The organism is Oscillatoria sp. FACHB-1406 (assembly GCF_014698145.1).
Classification (GTDB): Bacteria; Cyanobacteriota; Cyanobacteriia; order Cyanobacteriales; family Spirulinaceae; genus FACHB-1406.
On the sequence record NZ_JACJSM010000004.1, the window covers coordinates 82,363 to 97,645 of the forward strand.

General features: G+C 48.2%; 17 protein-coding genes. 10 read left to right on the plus strand and 7 right to left on the minus strand.

Annotation, left to right across the window (positions count from 1 at the left end; all coding sequences use genetic code 11):
* Positions 1-55 precede the first annotated feature (55 nt).
* Positions 56-406 (minus strand): photosystem II reaction center protein Psb28, encoded by a 351-nt coding sequence (gene psb28, locus H6G50_RS06120; protein WP_190714308.1) that lies wholly within the window; start codon positions 404-406, stop codon positions 56-58.
* A gap of 81 nt (positions 407-487) precedes the next feature.
* On the minus strand, positions 488-1,252 hold the full coding sequence (gene map / locus H6G50_RS06125; RefSeq protein ID WP_190714310.1) for a type I methionyl aminopeptidase: 765 nt from the start codon (positions 1,250-1,252) through the stop codon (positions 488-490).
* Between the two features lie 541 nt (positions 1,253-1,793).
* Here map and sfsA point away from each other — a divergent pair.
* From sfsA to H6G50_RS06145, 4 genes are all read left to right on the plus strand, one after another.
* A complete protein-coding gene (sfsA, locus tag H6G50_RS06130) occupies positions 1,794-2,516 on the plus strand; it encodes a DNA/RNA nuclease SfsA (protein ID WP_190714312.1) in 723 nt (240 codons plus the stop codon).
* A 225-nt stretch (positions 2,517-2,741) separates the two neighbouring features.
* Entirely contained in the window at positions 2,742-3,542 is an 801-nt protein-coding gene (gene egtC, locus H6G50_RS06135) for an ergothioneine biosynthesis protein EgtC (protein WP_190714314.1), read from the plus strand.
* A gap of 152 nt (positions 3,543-3,694) precedes the next feature.
* Positions 3,695-4,777 (plus strand): calcium/proton exchanger, encoded by a 1,083-nt coding sequence (cax, locus tag H6G50_RS06140; RefSeq protein ID WP_190714317.1) that lies wholly within the window; start codon positions 3,695-3,697, stop codon positions 4,775-4,777.
* Between the two features lie 141 nt (positions 4,778-4,918).
* Positions 4,919-6,103, plus strand: a complete 1,185-nt coding sequence (locus H6G50_RS06145; protein WP_190714319.1) for a protein kinase — start codon at positions 4,919-4,921, stop codon at positions 6,101-6,103.
* A 29-nt stretch (positions 6,104-6,132) separates the two neighbouring features.
* On the opposite strand, the gene H6G50_RS06150 is transcribed toward H6G50_RS06145, so the two are convergent.
* Positions 6,133-6,339 (minus strand): hypothetical protein, encoded by a 207-nt coding sequence (locus H6G50_RS06150; RefSeq protein ID WP_190714323.1) that lies wholly within the window; start codon positions 6,337-6,339, stop codon positions 6,133-6,135.
* A gap of 313 nt (positions 6,340-6,652) precedes the next feature.
* On the opposite strand from H6G50_RS06150, the gene lpdA reads away from it, so the two are divergent.
* The 4 genes from lpdA (at position 6,653) to H6G50_RS06170 (ending at position 10,805) form a co-directional block, all read left to right on the plus strand.
* On the plus strand, positions 6,653-8,071 hold the full coding sequence (gene lpdA, locus H6G50_RS06155; protein ID WP_190714325.1) for a dihydrolipoyl dehydrogenase: 1,419 nt from the start codon (positions 6,653-6,655) through the stop codon (positions 8,069-8,071).
* A gap of 144 nt (positions 8,072-8,215) precedes the next feature.
* Complete coding sequence (gene trpC, locus H6G50_RS06160) at positions 8,216-9,109, plus strand: indole-3-glycerol phosphate synthase TrpC (RefSeq protein ID WP_190714327.1); 894 nt, start codon at positions 8,216-8,218, stop codon at positions 9,107-9,109.
* Between the two features lie 69 nt (positions 9,110-9,178).
* Complete coding sequence (locus H6G50_RS06165) at positions 9,179-9,457, plus strand: DUF5340 domain-containing protein (RefSeq protein ID WP_190714329.1); 279 nt, start codon at positions 9,179-9,181, stop codon at positions 9,455-9,457.
* 190 nt (positions 9,458-9,647) lie between these two features.
* Positions 9,648-10,805: an alanine--glyoxylate aminotransferase family protein gene (locus H6G50_RS06170; RefSeq protein WP_190714599.1), complete on the plus strand. Its 1,158-nt coding sequence runs from the start codon at positions 9,648-9,650 to the stop codon at positions 10,803-10,805.
* 176 nt (positions 10,806-10,981) lie between these two features.
* Here H6G50_RS06170 and H6G50_RS06175 read toward each other — a convergent pair whose 3' ends face one another.
* Positions 10,982-11,248: a hypothetical protein gene (locus tag H6G50_RS06175; RefSeq protein ID WP_190714331.1), complete on the minus strand. Its 267-nt coding sequence runs from the start codon at positions 11,246-11,248 to the stop codon at positions 10,982-10,984.
* Between the two features lie 231 nt (positions 11,249-11,479).
* Complete coding sequence (locus H6G50_RS06180) at positions 11,480-12,160, minus strand: DUF2834 domain-containing protein (RefSeq protein ID WP_190714333.1); 681 nt, start codon at positions 12,158-12,160, stop codon at positions 11,480-11,482.
* A 59-nt stretch (positions 12,161-12,219) separates the two neighbouring features.
* Here H6G50_RS06180 and H6G50_RS06185 point away from each other — a divergent pair, with 59 nt between their 5' ends.
* Together H6G50_RS06185 and cobM are read left to right on the plus strand one after the other, a co-directional pair.
* The gene (locus H6G50_RS06185; RefSeq protein ID WP_190714601.1) at positions 12,220-12,513 is read left to right on the plus strand and encodes a hypothetical protein; all 294 of its coding nucleotides are present in this window, start codon (positions 12,220-12,222) and stop codon (positions 12,511-12,513) included.
* Between the two features lie 263 nt (positions 12,514-12,776).
* A complete protein-coding gene (cobM, locus tag H6G50_RS06190; protein WP_190714335.1) occupies positions 12,777-13,577 on the plus strand; it encodes a precorrin-4 C(11)-methyltransferase in 801 nt (266 codons plus the stop codon).
* Here cobM and H6G50_RS06195 read toward each other — a convergent pair.
* Entirely contained in the window at positions 13,574-14,182 is a 609-nt protein-coding gene (locus tag H6G50_RS06195) for a hypothetical protein (protein ID WP_190714337.1), read from the minus strand. The genes cobM and H6G50_RS06195 overlap by 4 nt on opposite strands.
* Positions 14,183-14,518: 336 nt before the next feature.
* The gene (locus H6G50_RS06200; protein ID WP_190714339.1) at positions 14,519-15,091 is read right to left on the minus strand and encodes an Hsp20/alpha crystallin family protein; all 573 of its coding nucleotides are present in this window, start codon (positions 15,089-15,091) and stop codon (positions 14,519-14,521) included.
* Between the last annotated feature and the right edge of the window lie 192 nt (positions 15,092-15,283).

Here is a 15,283-nt window from a genome sequence, read left to right on the forward strand (position 1 = left end):
AATTCCTGTAGGGGGCGAAATCCTGTCCGCCCCTATTACTGGCCAAAGAAAGTGATTACTCCGCTTGGGGTTCCGAACCCGTGAACCCTAACCCTTTCTCTTCAGCATAGGCTTGCATGAAGCGTAAAAAGCGTTCCCATTCTTCTTCGCTTCTCATAATATGAACTGCCTCGAGAGCGCGGGGCTGACCGTTAACAAAAATTCCTTTCACCTCCCGCGTAACAATTTCGCCTTCATTGTCAATTAAATACATCCCCGTCACTTCATCAGTTCTATCCTTTTTCAGAACATTGGGGTCGTCGAAGCGGAACGTAGCAGTTCCGCCCTTGCCGTTGCGAGAGCGAGTTACTCTCACATCGGGGACGATTTCTTCAACGATTCCTCGAGAAAATTCGATACTAGCCATAATTCCTGCGGTCTGTGTCCGACACTTTACAATTATTTCTCCATCTTCTCACAGAGGCATTCTTGCTGAATAGCTCTCCTCTCAATCGCGCAGCGTCAGAATCTCCACGCCTTCATCGGTAACAGCTACCGTATGCTCGAATTGCGCCGATAATTTCCCATCTTTCGTTACAGCCGTCCAACCATCATCGAGAATTACCGCTTCCCAAGTTCCCTCATTAATCATCGGTTCGATTGTGAAAACCATCCCTTTACGCAGGCGTTTTCCTTTATCCCGCGTTCCGTAATGCGGAATTTGTGGGGCGGTGTGGAAGGTTGTATTCACCCCATGTCCGACGAAATCGCGCACGACGGAAAACCCAAAAGACTCCGCATACTCCTGAATCGCCGCACCAATATCGCCAATACGCCCGCCGGGATTAACGGCGGCAATCCCGCGCCGCAGACATTCTTCAGTCACCTCTACCAATTGCTGGGCTAAAGGCGAGGGCGTTCCGACGAAGAACGTGCGCGAGGTGTCGCCGTGATAGCCATCAACAATGGGCGTAACGTCAATGTTGATAATGTCCCCCTCTTTGAGGATTTGTCGAGAATTGGGGATGCCGTGACAAATTACTTCATTGACGCTAGTACAAATTGACTTAGGAAACCCGTTGTAACCGAGAGGGGCGCTTTTTGCCCCGCGCTTTTGCGTCCAGCTTTCTGCTACGTCGTTTAACTCTTGGGTGCTGACTCCAGGTTTGACTTTAGGCGCAAGGTAATCGAGCAGTTCTGCGGCTAAACGTCCTGCGTCGCGCATTTTAGAGATTTCCCGAGCGGAAAGAAGGGTGAGGGTTTCGGTAGCCATGAGGGACGATATTGATAAATTGTCTGGACGGTATTGAGTGAGAAACTAAATGTTATCTCTTGGAGGGGATAGACGCGGTAATGCGACAGAAATTCTGGGGACTGCAAGTAAAGCGCTCAACGCGACGAATTCCTACCTCGGATTTTAACAAACGTTAACCTTTATCCTTATTCTCTAACACTTTCGCTCGATATTCCACTCACCGCTCGAATCGCTCCCATGATTTTCTGCTCGGTTCGTCCGCTGTACCGCCTTGGAGAGTATACTCGCGATCGCGCGTACAGACGCGAAACCTTTAGCGCTTAACCAACTTACCTTTCATTCTGGAAGGATGCTGACTTCCGGCGGGCAGGCGCTACCTAGTCTGCAAAATATCGGGTTTCTAGGCATTTGTTCTTTTTGATTTGACCTGTCATTCTTCCTCGCTCAATTACTCCCCTTCTTTTTCCTCGCGATACCAATTCTCCGAGTTCGGACGACACATCTTGAGGGTGAAACCCCTAATATATCTAGGTTTCTTAATTTTTAATTTTTAATTGGTATGAACTCTCCTTTTATCTACTGCTATCCGCCTCTAGAAGCCGGCATTTTACTAAAGCGTTATAAACGATTTTTTGCCGATATTGAATTAACATCGGGCGAAATTATTACCGCGCACTGCCCTAACACTGGGCCAATGATTGGAATTTATCAACCGGGAAACTTAGTACAAGTTTCTAAGAGCGATAATCCTAAGCGCAAACTGCCTTACACCTGGGAAATGATTCAACTCGATAAAACTTGGGTTGGCACAAATACATCACTTCCCAATCGCGTCATAAAATTAGCGTTAGAACAGCAAATTTTACCCGAACTTTCCGGCAGATATACTCAAATTCGTCCCGAAGCTCCTCTCGGAGAAGATAAGAAGAGTCGAATGGATTTTCTCTTGAGTAGCGAAGGAGATAAACCACCGATTTATTTAGAGGTTAAAAGTACGACTTGGGCGCAAGGAGAAACGGTTTTATTTCCCGATACCGTAACGACGAGGGGGCAAAAACACCTGGAAGGTTTAATGAAAGTTTTGCCCGAGGCAGAAGCAGTGATGTTATACTTTATTAATCGCGGTGATTGCCCGATTTTTGCGCCGGGAGATGCTGCCGATCCTCGTTACGGGCAACTCTTACGGGAAGCCGTAGCGAAAGGGGTTGAAGTTTTACCTTATCGTTTTGAAATTTCACCGCTAGGAGTTCGATTTTTAGGATTAGCGAAATGTCAGTTATAACCGATCGTTTATAACTTTACTAAAGCATCTCGATGTGCAAGATAAGTCCCAAGTAGTTGGCTGATACCAATTTAAGATGACTTTGCCTAGAATTAACTCTCATAAATTTTCAGGATAACGGGGCGTTACGCTTCGCTAACACACCCTACTTTTCATTCAATGCAACTTCACATTAATCTGGGTCTTATCCGTTATCAATTATCCATTATCAATTATCAATTACCAATGTGTCGTCTCTTAGCTTATCTTGGTCCCTCCATTCAACTCGATCGCATTCTCTACAAACCCGAACATTCTCTCATCGTTCAAAGCTATAAGCCCCAGGAAATGCAGGAAGCGATTCTCAATGCCGACGGGTTTGGCGTGAGTTGGTATCATCCCGAAAAAGTCGAAAATCCCTACACTTATAAAAGCACTCAGCCGATTTGGAACGATATTAACTTGCCACAGTTGAGCCGTTATGTGGAATCGGACTGTATTTTAGGGTATGTCCGCAGCGCAACGGCGGGTTTAGCGGTGGATTTGAGTAATTGTCAGCCTTTTGTGCGCGATCGCCTTTCCTTCATTCACAATGGTTTAATCGAAAAGTTTCGTAAAACCCTGTACCGCCCCCTGTGCAATCTGCTTGAAGATGAGATTTATCAGTGGATTGAGGGTTCGACAGACTCAGAACATCTGTGCGCGCTGATCCTCAACGAACTGTATAAAGCCCCCGATTTAGCCGTAGAATCTGCCTTAGAAAACGCGATCGCGCAAATCCAAGCGCTCGCTAGCACCTGGCAAGTCCGCGTTGCCGCCAACCTCATCATCGCGACCGGCAATCGTCTCATTGCTTCGCGCCACAGCACCTACGACGTGCCACCCCCTCTCTACTGGCTGCGCGACGATCCTTTATTCCCCAATGCGGTTATCCTAGCCTCAGAAAGGCTTTTTCCTGGCGATTGGAAAACCTGTCCCGAAGGGAGCATTCTCAGCGTTGGCTCGGATTTAGAAGTGGAAATTCGCGCGATTTCTGCTGGGAGTTAGTTTTAATCGCTCCCTTGGAGGGCTGCAATTGTCGTGAGTCCGAACATTCAGAGCGATCGCAGCGCAAGACATTGCTCCTTCTAGACCAGAGCGCTTATGCTGTAAGCTGTGTCGATCGCGACCTACCAAGGAAACCCGTATCACGACAGCTTATGAACAAAATCTTTCTCGGGATGCTCCTGTTCATCCCTATTTCGATCGCCGCTCACTTTCTCCATTGGGAAGAAACCATCGTCTTCGTCACTGCCGGATTAGCGATTATCCCCTTAGCTGCGTTCATGGGGACAGCAACCGAAGAAATTGCGATCGTCGTCGGGCCGAACCTCGGCGGACTCCTCAATGCCACCTTCGGCAACGCGACAGAATTGATTTTAGCCTTTATCGCCCTTAAAAGCGGTCTGATTGGCGTAGTGAAAGCAACCATTACCGGCTCGATTATCAGTAACCTTTTGCTGGTACTGGGATTTTCGATGCTATTGGGCGGATTGCGATTCAAAGAGCAAACCTTCCAACCCACCGTCGCCCTGACGAATAGTTCGCTGATGAACCTCGCCGTCATCTCGCTTTTAGTTCCCACCGCTGTCGAATATACCTCCAGTGGCATTGGCGAACAAACCATCCAAAGACTTTCCGTTGCAGTAGCGGTCATTCTGATTATTGTCTACGGTTTGACGCTGCTTTTTTCCATGAAAACCCACGCTTATCTTTTCGATGTTGGCGTTGCGGATTTAGAAGTGGATGAAGAGACATCCGAATCGGCAAAACCCAATATTGCCTTGTGGACGGGCGTTCTCTTAGCCGTTACCCTAGGCGTTGCGATCGAATCCGAACTGCTGGTGGAAGCATTTGAAGCCGCGACGGAAAGTTTGGGATTGCCCGCGCTTTTCACGGGGGTAATTTTACTGCCGATTATCGGTAACGCCGCCGAACACGCAACCGCCGTTACCGTCGCGATCAAAAATAAAATGGATTTATCGGTATCCGTTGCTGTCGGTTCGAGTATGCAAATCGCGCTATTTGTCGCGCCCGTGTTAGTGATTGCCGGTTGGTTAATCGGACAGCCGATGGATTTAGATTTCAATCCCTTTGAATTGGTTTCCGTTGCCGTGTCGGTACTGATTGTTAACTCGATTTGTGCCGATGGCAAGTCGAATTGGCTCGAAGGCGGTTTACTGCTAGCAACTTATATGGTTTTGAGTTTTGCCTTTTTCTTCCATCCCGTCGTTTCGGGTTAAGGGGTATTGGGATATCGAACGGTAGGGATGTTGGTACAACGTCCCTGCTTTGATAAGGTTTGCCGGGATAAACCTCATCCCCTTGTTTGTGGGGCAGTTTAACTCCCCAATCTTGCTGCTAAAAATGGCATAGTAGAAAGAGTGAAAACTTTTGGAGAAGTTGCCTTGCGCCCCCTTCGATCTGCTATGAAGTTGTGCGTGAATCCGAATTGTTCCCACGCTGACGATCCGCTGAATGCCAGACGCGATCGCTGTTTGCACTGCAATTATCCCCTAGAATTCGGTAACGGATTTCGGGCGACGCGCCTCCTACAAGAAAACGACTTTAGCAAGCTTTATGCGCTCGAAAGCGCCACGGGACAGCAACGAGTGTTGCAAATCCTTTCCCTAGAACATCCCCGCGCCATCGCCCTGCTGCAACAACAAGCCAAAGTTCTGGCGCGCATCGAACATCCGGGGGTTCCCAAAGTCGAACCCGATGCTTACCTTTCGCTCTCTCCCCCGAATAGCGAGGAACAATTGCACGGATTGATGATGGAAAAAATCGCCGGAATTTCTTTGGAGGAATGGTTTCAACACCAGAATTGTCAGCCAATTTCTCCGACAGTTGCCCTCGACTGGTTAAAGCAACTGGCAGAAACGCTTCATCGCTTGCACCAAAATCTGTATTTCCACCGAGATATTCAACCGGCGAATATTCTCCTGCGCGCGGATGGGACGCTCGTTCTAGTTAATTTTGCCAGCGTTAAAGAAGTCGCGATCGCCTATTTAGCCTTTGCTCGACGCTCGCTGCTTTCCGGAATCGACAGCAGCGACGAACCGATTTCTCCTTCTCCCGGTTACGCACCGCAAGAGCAAGCGCAAGGAAAAAGCGTTCCCCAATCCGATTTTTTTGCTTTGGGACGTACCTTTGTTTATCTCCTTACGGGCAGTCCGCCGAGCGAGTTTTCCGAAGAAGCGACGACGGGAAAATTGCTTTGGCAATCGCGCGCTGAAGGTTATTCGCCCGCTCTGATTGCTTTAATCGATAAGATGATGGCTCCGCAAACGAGCGATCGCCCCCACAATACTGCGATTATTTTACGACAGATCGATCGCATTGCCTCCGAACAGCCTTCTTTTTGGGATACCTTCAGCACGCCGAAAGAGCGCCCGGAACCCGCCGTTACTAAGCCTTCAGTGCGCGCTACAAAGCAGCCTTGGACGATGGCGCTGCTGCTGGCTGGGGTATTATTATTCTCAATCGGCGCGATCGCTAAATACGGGAATTTTCCGCATCGCTTCAATTTACCTTTCCCGGAGATGGGGCGCGATCGACAGCGGTAAAATTCTGTTCTTCCGATCGGGAAAAAAGACTACTCCTTCCGTGGCGGCTGAGATTGAAAATGTAAATCCAAATCCCGCGCCACATCATCCCAGGTTAGCTCATCTTCTTCTACGGGTTCGCTGCTTGCGGCTGTTTCCTCAGCGTCCAACACTTCAAACAAAGACTTCAACTGTTCGAGAGAATCTTCAAATGCTTCTTTGGCAGCATGGCGAGTATCTAAGGAGCGATCGTTCATAATAAGCCTATTGTCAGCGAACAGCGTTGCATTTTGCCTCTTACCAGAGATTGAAGGTTCTCGAGCCAAACGAAATCCAGCGATCGCAGTTCCGTCCTTCCCGTAGACTTCTTAGATCCTAACTCAACCCAAAAAGCAAAATATCCGGGAAATTGCCCGAACGCTTTAGCCACTGCCACAAGGAGGAGGTAAAAGACTCCTACCTCCCTCCGGTGCTTAACGCCTCAGTCCCAAGTTTGAGATAATGGATAGCTGAATCGTTCCCGCCACACGGGACAACACAAAACAGTACTGTAGAGACGACGAACAAACAATGGATTTTGATTACGACTTAGCGATTGTTGGGGCAGGTGTTGGGGGACACGGTGCGGCGCTGCACGCAGTCAAATGCGGGCTGAAAACGGCGATTATTGAAGCGGGAGATATGGGCGGAACCTGCGTCAATCGAGGCTGCATTCCCTCAAAAGCACTCCTTGCTGCTTCGGGAAGAGTACGAGAATTGAGCGATCGCAAGCATCTCAATGCAATGGGCGTTCGCGTCGATGGAGTCAGTTACGATCGCGCCGCCATCTCCAACCATGCTACCAATTTAGTCGAAAAAATTCGCGGCGATCTTACCAATAGTCTCAAACGCTTGGGCGTGGAAACGATTCGCGGCTGGGGTAAAATTGCTGGCGCGCAAAAAGTTTCAGTTCGCACCGACAGCGGCGAAAAAACAATTACCGCTCGCGAAATTATCCTCTCTACGGGTTCAATTCCTTTCGTTCCCCCCGGAATCGAACTCGACGGCAAAACCGTTTTCACCAGCGACGATGCGGTACGCCTCGATAGCGTTCCCGATTGGATTGCCATTATCGGCAGCGGTTACATCGGATTGGAATTTTCCGATGTTTACTCGGCGCTGGGCGCAGAAATCACTGTTATTGAAGCGCTCGATGTTTTAATGCCGGGATTCGACCCAGAAATTGCGAAAATGGCAGAACGAATCTTAATTTCGCCGCGCGATATCGAAACTTATACGGGTACGCTCGCTAAAAAAATTACACCCGGTTCGCCCGTCGTCATCGAACTGGCGGATATGAAAACGAAAGAAACGATAGAGGTGCTGGAAGTCGATGCTTGTTTGGTTGCAACCGGACGCATCCCCGCCACTAAGGATTTAGGACTCGAAACTGTGGGGCTGGAAACCGATCGCCGGGGCTTCATCGCCGTTAACGATAAAATGCAAGTATTGATCGATGGGAAACCCGTCCCCCATCTGTGGGCGATCGGCGATGCAACGGGCAAAATGATGCTCGCTCATGCAGCTTCCGCTCAAGGCGTTGTCGCAGTGGAAAATATGTGCGGGCGGGAAAAAGAAATCGATTATCGCAGCATTCCCGCTGCTGCTTTCACCCATCCGGAGATTGCCTACGTGGGGCTTACCGAGCCAGCCGCGCGCGAGTTAGGGCAAAACGAAGGTTTTGAGGTTAAGACGGCGAAAACTTACTTCAAGGGCAATTCTAAAGCCTTAGCCGAAGGTGAAACGGAGGGATTGGCGAAGGTTATTTATCGTCAAGATACGGGGGAATTATTGGGGGTTCATATCATGGGTTTGCACGCTTCGGATCTGATTCAAGAAGCAGCAAACGCGATCGCATCCCGTCAGCCCGTCCAAAGTCTTGCCTTTAACGTTCACACCCATCCAACGCTTTCAGAAGTTCTCGACGAAGCCTATAAAAGAACGGTTTAATAATTGACAATTGACAATTGACAATTGACAACGTAGAGGGAGCCTTGGGTGAAAGGTTCGCCTCTCTATTTTCCCCCTGTTCCTCCCCAATTTTAGGTTCCTTGTCGGCGTTGTCAGTGCTTTTCACTCTTCCCTAATTCAACAATGCAAATCCGCAGAAGACCCCCCAGTCCAGCCGTAAATCTCGATGTTGTCCGCTATCAAGTCCCGCATCCGGATGCAGAACCGCGCAATATTCTCGAGGAAATTGTTTGGTATAAAGATCGGGAAGTCGAAGTATTTCGCGATCGCGTCCCCCTCGTCGAACTTCGCAAACAAGTCGCTAGCGCCGCACCGCCTTTAGATTTTGTCGCCGCACTGCGGAATTCAACCCTAAAACCCGCCCTCATTGCTGAGGTCAAAAAAGCATCGCCGAGTAAGGGAATTATTCGAGAAAACTTCGATCCCGTTGCGATCGCGCGTTCCTATGCTTCCGCTGGAGCGAGTTGTCTTTCCGTCCTCACCGATCGCAAATTCTTTCAAGGCAGTTTTGAAAATCTCGCCTTAGTTCGTTCGGCGGTTGAAATTCCGATTTTGTGTAAGGAATTTATTATTTCTCCGTATCAAATTTATCTGGCTCGGGCGCGCGGTGCGGATGCCATCCTATTGATTGCAGCAATTCTCGACGATCGCGACTTGGGTTACTTTCTCAAGATTGCTCGCAGTTTGGGGATGAGCGTCTTAATTGAAGTTCATAGTTTAGCCGAACTCGATCGCATTTTAGCCTTAGAAAATGTTACCTTAGTAGGAATAAACAATCGTAACTTAGAAGATTTTTCTGTCGATTTAGCAACGACTTGCGAATTGATGGAAAAACGACGCGATCGACTTCAGGCTTTAAGGATTTCGGTCGTTAGCGAATCCGGACTCCATACCCCAGACGACTTGCAACAGGTCAGTGCGGCAGGAGCAACCGCCGTTTTAATCGGCGAGTCTCTCGTTAAACAGCCCGATCCCGGCAGCGCGATCGCTGCTTTGTATGCCGAGCCTGTGACCTAAATCGCTGCCATAATGTTAACTTTTTGTTAAACTCAGTTTCCCTTCTCTCGTTCGAGCGATCGCCATTTCATGGAGCCAATCCCCCTCCCCTCCCATATTCATTACGAACTGCTTCTACAACTGCTAGAAAGGCAAACGTTATTTGCAGCCAATCAAAATCCGGTTCTGCGAGAACAAGTGCGGCAAACGATTGCGACGCTGAGAAAAGCACTCGCCCAACAAAAACAACTTGAAACCGCCTGCACGCACTTAAATATGCCTTACGAGTATCGTTGGTCTCTCAACGAACCCCCAGTTCAGTCTAGTGTTGTTCCGAACGGACTGCCGAAACTCCCTAAATCTTCTTAGAAGGAATTTGAAGATACAAAAAAACGAACAAATAGAATAGGATGAGAGTTTGCAAACGTTTCGGTTCGGCAGGCAGCAAGATAGTTCCTCACCTCGAAGGGGCGATTTGCAGTTGACTGACTGAATGCGCATCGCGAAGCCGATCCCTGCGGGATCGCCTCGATATTGTAAAGGGAGAAAAGTGGAAGTTATGGATGGCAAGCAGATGTTAATGATTCCGGGGCCAACGCCGGTTCCCGAGCGGGTACTGTTAGCAATGGCGCAACATCCCATCGGCCATCGCACCTCGGAATACAGCAAAATTCAAGCAGAAGTTACTGAAAACCTCAATTGGCTCCACCAAACGCAGCATAACGTTCAAATGCTCGTGAGTAGCGGTACGGGAGCGATGGAAGCGGGGATTATCAACGTTTTGAGCGCGGGCGATCGCGTTGTATGCTGCTCGAATGGGAAATTTGGCGATCGCTGGGTGAAAGTGTGCCAAGCTTACGGCTTAAACGTGGAAATCGTGACCGCAGAATGGGGCAAACCCCTCGACACCGAGCAAATTCGCGAAAAACTAGAAAGCGATTCCGAAAAAACGATTAAAGCCGTCATTCTCACCCACTCCGAAACCTCCACCGGCGCGCTCAACGACCTCGAAACCATCAACAAGCACGTCAAAGCCCACGGCGAAGCTTTAATTATCGTCGATGCCGTCACCAGTTTAGGCGCTTACAACATCCCCATCGATGACTGGGGACTCGATATCGTCGCTTCTGGGTCGCAAAAAGGTTACATGATTCCGCCCGGATTGGGATTTGTAGCCGTCGGCCCTAAAGCATGGGAAGCTTACAAAACGGCGACCTTACCGCGTTTTTACCTCGATTTGGGTAAATATCGCAAAGCAACCGCTGACAATAGTTCTCCCTTCACCCCGCCCGTCAATCTCGTATTCGGGCTGTGCGAAGCCCTGCGGATGATGAAAGCAGAAGGGTTAGAAAGCATTTTTGCACGTCACCAGCGCTTAACAACGGCAACCCGCGCAGCCGTTAAAGCCTTGGGTTTACAGCCCTTTGCCCCCGACGAAGCGGCGAGTACGGCAGTAACAGCCGTGTTAGGCGGCGATGCGGATGCTGAGAAAATTCGTTCGCTGCTGAAAAAACGCTTTGATATTGCCCTCGCTGGCGGACAAGACCATCTCAAAGGTCAGATTTTCCGCATCGGTCATTTAGGGTTTGTTGGCGATCGCGATATCCTTGCTGCAATTGGCGCTCTTGAAGCGGTTTTAGTCGAATTGGGAAGCGCGGGCGCAGCAACGGGCGCAGGCATTACGGCGGCGGCTAAAGTCTTCGCCGGACAAGCGTAACGAGTAGCGAGAAAGTGAGTTAACCGTTCAAACCACAATTCGTCTATTTTGTCAAGATCTAATTTTGTAGGGACGTTCAATTGAACGTCCCTACATTAAAACTTGGGGTAGGGGGCGCAACGCCAGAGATGCAGCGCGATCGGTCTAATTGAGGGGGAATGGTGAATTTTCTTATTTTAGAATGCCCAGCGCAGGAAAGCTGCCGACGCGATCGCCGCAACCAGCAACACAAATACTAAAACCCGTCCCAAACGCGCTTGCACGTGAATCGAAAATCGATCCCAAGACGCACCTAACGTATAATGACCGAGCAGGAGATCGAACAATCCCGAAAGTCCCATCCACAGACAACCCAGGATGAACACGATCCCCAGACCTCGAATTGTACCGCTCTGAGAAACCGGCGACGACATTAAGCTTGAAATCGAACTTAAGTACCTCATGGCTTTTCATCTCCCAATATTTTCTCCGAACGTCGTGCGTCGAATCTAACGAAGCTAGCGTTTTTCCCCAACAACCAAGGTCTACTGGAGCGTGCTAAGAATTGAGTCCGTAAGGCGATCGGAGTTCGCCAACACCTTCTTCAATTGTCAATTATCAATTGTCAATTATCCATTATGACCCTACCTTACCGAATTTTTGGGAGGTCGGCAATTACGATTTATTGCATCCCCCTAACTCGTGGCAACTGGAGAACGCTTGGCTTCTTCTTGCGAAGTCGTCTCCTCTAACGACGGGCGCAAGCAGAGATAAAGTAGTGGACCGAATAAAGGAACGAGACAAACCAGCCAGAAAACCCAAGCTTTTTTGAAATTGCGACGCGCCAAATCATCTCCTAATAAAGTCGGAAATAACACGCACAGCAAGCAAAAATCCAGACTCATAACATGAATAAAACGGCTTGTTTTCCACTGCTGCACGAAGTCCGTCCAATTGCCTTGGCTCAAACCGAACGCGACTAACCCAACAGCAGCAATAGTCAATAAAACGCCGAGCAAACGCGAGTCAAAAGCACTAATCGCTTTATCTTTTTTTCCAACGAAAGTTGGGTTAGGTTCGCGCAAAGCCAGATAAGGAAGGAGAGCAAAAGCGCCCAACGCAAAAGAGCCAATTACGAAAGGAAAAGCACGGATTTTTTGCCCTCTACCATCAGCAAAAAGGAGGCAACTATAAGCGAGCGGCCAAACGCCCATAAGGTTGAACAACGCTACAATAAGAGGATTAATCCCTCCAATATCCCCAACCGAGAGACGTTTAATGAGATCGAGAGTATCGGGGCTATCAGGAGGGGCAAATAAGAAAGCGTAAACGACAAATCCAAGCCAAAGCAGACCCAAACCAATTTTTACCAGCATAAATCTTTTAACAATCCGGAGTATGTCCTTAAATTATTATTCACTAAATTACTAAATTGATGCGAGTTGTTATCAAAGATGATATTCTAATCGTTTGTAAAGAAGACCTGCCGACGTACAAAAAAGGCGGCTCGATCGTTCGCAATAGTTACTTCTGGGCGTTGAAATCAATTTCTTGTTACGCCCCGAAAGGAAACGATTGGGAATTCGATCGCGAAGTTTGGGTTGCCCTATCGAGAATGCTGCTCTCATTTGCTCAGTCTGGCTATCTGGGCGAACGCGAAACTTCCCTCGAATTTCCCGACGATCTGCCCATTCCCGATGTTTTGCGCTCGGTTGCCAGTTACTTTTAAAGGAGGAAGGAAGAGAAACTATGAATTGAAGCAACCCAGCCTCCTTTTATCTTCGTTATCTACCCTCGATTAACGCTCTTCTCTTCGTTACCAATTATCCATTGTCGAATGGCACTAACTTAAGGCTGGTGGGCGCTGCCCACCCTACGAAATTATCTGTAGAGACGTTGCAAGTCAACGTCTCTACGGGCGATTTTTCAACTCTTATTTCAGTGCCATTCATCCATTGTCCATTATCAATTACCCCCTCTTCGTTATCAATTATGAATTTAAATCCTGCTGTTTACATTATCGGTGCGGGCCCAGGAGATCCGGAACTGCTCACGCTTAAAGCGTACAAAATTTTGACGAAAGCTGATGTTATTTTGTATGCAAATTCTTTAGTTCCCCAACAAATTTTGCAAGATGTTCGCGACGATGCCGAATTGATTCCGACGGGGAATAAAGTATTAGAAGAAATTGTCGAAATCGCGATCGCGCGCGTCAAAGCTGGGAAATCCGTTGTCCGCCTGCATTCCGGGGATTTGAGTTTATATAGCGCGATCGGCGAACAAATACAAGCCTTTGCCGCCGCCGATATCCCCTATCAACTGATTCCCGGATTGAGCGCCTACCAAGATGCCGCCGCCAAACTTGGTATCGAACTTACCGTTCCCGAACTCGTCCAAACCATTATCCTCACTCGCACTTCCGGACAAGCATCCCCCGTCCCCGAACGCGAAGAACTTGCCACTCTCGCCGCTCACCAAGCTAGTCTTTGCCTTTACCTCAGCGCCCGCCACGTCGAAAGCGCTCGCGAGAAACTGCTGCAACATTACCCCGCTGATACCCCCGTCGCCGTTTGCTATCGCCTCGGTTGGCCGGATGAAGAAATTTGGGTCGTTCCCCTTGACAAAATGGCCGCCATTACTCTTGAAAAAAACTTGATTCGGACGACTTTGTATGTTATTAGTCCTGCTTTGAAAGAGTTGGAAGGCGCGCGATCGCAAAGCGATCGAGGAACGAGATCGCGGCTTTATCATCCCGACCATTCCCATATTTTCCGCCCTCGCAAAAATGTTTAAGATTGATTATCTCGAATTGCCATTGATAAAATTCCTAAAATATTGCGAATATCCTTAATGTAATACTCGCTCAAATCGATATAAACTTGGTTATTCTCTAACTTCATGAATTGCCAAATCGTGCCAATCGTTGTTGCCCCGTAAATCGATTTAATTCTATTGCCCTGCTGTTCGTTAAAAATTTGCGCGGCTACCATTTCCGCCAAACATTGCGCCAAACCTAACTTAAGATTTTCATTTTTCGTTTCCACCAATATCACCACGGGCGCGCGTAGAAAAAGCTGTTCTTTCGATAAACTCAAAATAAAATCGCAGAAGCCATTCAAGCCGCGCGCGCTATCTACATTAAATTCAATGCCCGAAAATAAGCCAATTTCGCTGTTAAACTTGCGTCTGACTGCTAGTAATATCGGAGAGATTATCATTTCGGAGCGTGCTTTCTCCGTATTAATGGCTACTGTAAGGTCGGTGTTTTCTTGAAGGATTGTTTCAAGCAAACTATCGCAATCTTCTTTAGGAACATCTGCAAACAATCCCGATACTTCATGAAGCGTCAATCCGAAAGTTTGAATGACTTCACCGAGTTTAAAATCGCTGTATGCCATTTTACATACCTAGCTTAAAAATTAATGTCCTCAACTTTAAGCTTAAACTCTAATACCAATTTAAGATTGCGTTGCCTAAAATCAACTTTCCAAAATTCTCAGGATAACGGTGCGTTACGCTTCGCTAACACACCCTACATTTCATTCTATAGCAATCCCAAATAGGTTGTGGCAATTTCAAAATTTATCATCCTTACGGGGCGTGGGTTGTAGGCTCGCCACTTATCGCAACCAAAATGGGATTGCTATATAACAAAAAAAGGTGCATTACTGCACCTTGAAATATGTCGATTAAAAGTTGGAGAGCGAACCAAGCTTAGAACCTAATTTTTTAAGCTATACCGCCCAAACGTCGCCGGTTTCGTCATTAATGGGTTGAGATTTTGCTTCAGCAGCCGGTTCGGTAACTTCGACTTCTTGAGGCTGGGGCTGCGATTCAACAACAGCTTCGGGAAGTTCGGTTTCCGGTAATTGGGGTTGCGATTCTGCTGTTGCTGGGGTTAGTTCAACTTTAACGGCTCGATTCGCGATCGCGCTTGCTTTCGGTAGCGTTAAAGTGAGGACACCATTACTAAAATCAGCGCTAACTTGCGTATTATCGATCGCAAAAGGAAGCCGGATAACTCGTTCGAGTTTACCATAACGAAACTCGCTGTGCAGGACGCGATCGCTCTCGATTCTGCGTTCGTTGCGATACTCTCCCGAAATTGCCACCGCTTGGCGTGCCACGTGAATATCTAAATCTTTAGCGTCCATCCCCGGAATCGCAGCGCGTAAAATCAGTTCGTTCCCCCGATTTTCCAGTTCCACTGCCGGTTTGCGAACGATAGTTTGAGGTAGTCTGGGTTGGGGAACGTAGCGGCGAACAGTAGAAGCACTTCGAGTCGGTTGCAGGCGAACTAATAACATTATATAAACCCTCCGATTGCCTTTTCTTGTAATGTTTCGTTTAACCTTGCTTACACTTCTTATGATGCCAAGCGCTCTCAGTTCGGGACAGTCGGGAAAACCGCAATTCGGGATGCGGTTTACACGATTTGAGTTCGGGTCTTGCTTTTATCGCGCTTGGGTACACCGTAAAGTATCGATATAACCTCGATA

Excerpts from the sequence above, each read along its gene's own strand:
- lpdA (WP_190714325.1), top strand. The coding sequence starts at position 6,653 with ATGGATTTTGATTACGACTTAGCGATTGTTGGGGCAGGTGTTGGGGGA.
- H6G50_RS06175 (WP_190714331.1), bottom strand. The coding sequence starts at position 11,248 with ATGAGGTACTTAAGTTCGATTTCAAGCTTAATGTCGTCGCCGGTTTCT.
- H6G50_RS06180 (WP_190714333.1), bottom strand. The coding sequence starts at position 12,160 with ATGCTGGTAAAAATTGGTTTGGGTCTGCTTTGGCTTGGATTTGTCGTT.
- sfsA (WP_190714312.1), top strand. The coding sequence starts at position 1,794 with ATGAACTCTCCTTTTATCTACTGCTATCCGCCTCTAGAAGCCGGCATT.
- cax (WP_190714317.1), top strand. The coding sequence starts at position 3,695 with ATGAACAAAATCTTTCTCGGGATGCTCCTGTTCATCCCTATTTCGATC.
- trpC (WP_190714327.1), top strand. The coding sequence starts at position 8,216 with ATGCAAATCCGCAGAAGACCCCCCAGTCCAGCCGTAAATCTCGATGTT.
- H6G50_RS06165 (WP_190714329.1), top strand. The coding sequence starts at position 9,179 with ATGGAGCCAATCCCCCTCCCCTCCCATATTCATTACGAACTGCTTCTA.
- H6G50_RS06200 (WP_190714339.1), bottom strand. The coding sequence starts at position 15,091 with ATGTTATTAGTTCGCCTGCAACCGACTCGAAGTGCTTCTACTGTTCGC.
- H6G50_RS06150 (WP_190714323.1), bottom strand. The coding sequence starts at position 6,339 with ATGAACGATCGCTCCTTAGATACTCGCCATGCTGCCAAAGAAGCATTT.
- psb28 (WP_190714308.1), bottom strand. The coding sequence starts at position 406 with ATGGCTAGTATCGAATTTTCTCGAGGAATCGTTGAAGAAATCGTCCCC.
- map (WP_190714310.1), bottom strand. The coding sequence starts at position 1,252 with ATGGCTACCGAAACCCTCACCCTTCTTTCCGCTCGGGAAATCTCTAAA.
- H6G50_RS06170 (WP_190714599.1), top strand. The coding sequence starts at position 9,648 with ATGGATGGCAAGCAGATGTTAATGATTCCGGGGCCAACGCCGGTTCCC.
- H6G50_RS06195 (WP_190714337.1), bottom strand. The coding sequence starts at position 14,182 with ATGGCATACAGCGATTTTAAACTCGGTGAAGTCATTCAAACTTTCGGA.
- H6G50_RS06185 (WP_190714601.1), top strand. The coding sequence starts at position 12,220 with ATGCGAGTTGTTATCAAAGATGATATTCTAATCGTTTGTAAAGAAGAC.
- cobM (WP_190714335.1), top strand. The coding sequence starts at position 12,777 with ATGAATTTAAATCCTGCTGTTTACATTATCGGTGCGGGCCCAGGAGAT.
- egtC (WP_190714314.1), top strand. The coding sequence starts at position 2,742 with ATGTGTCGTCTCTTAGCTTATCTTGGTCCCTCCATTCAACTCGATCGC.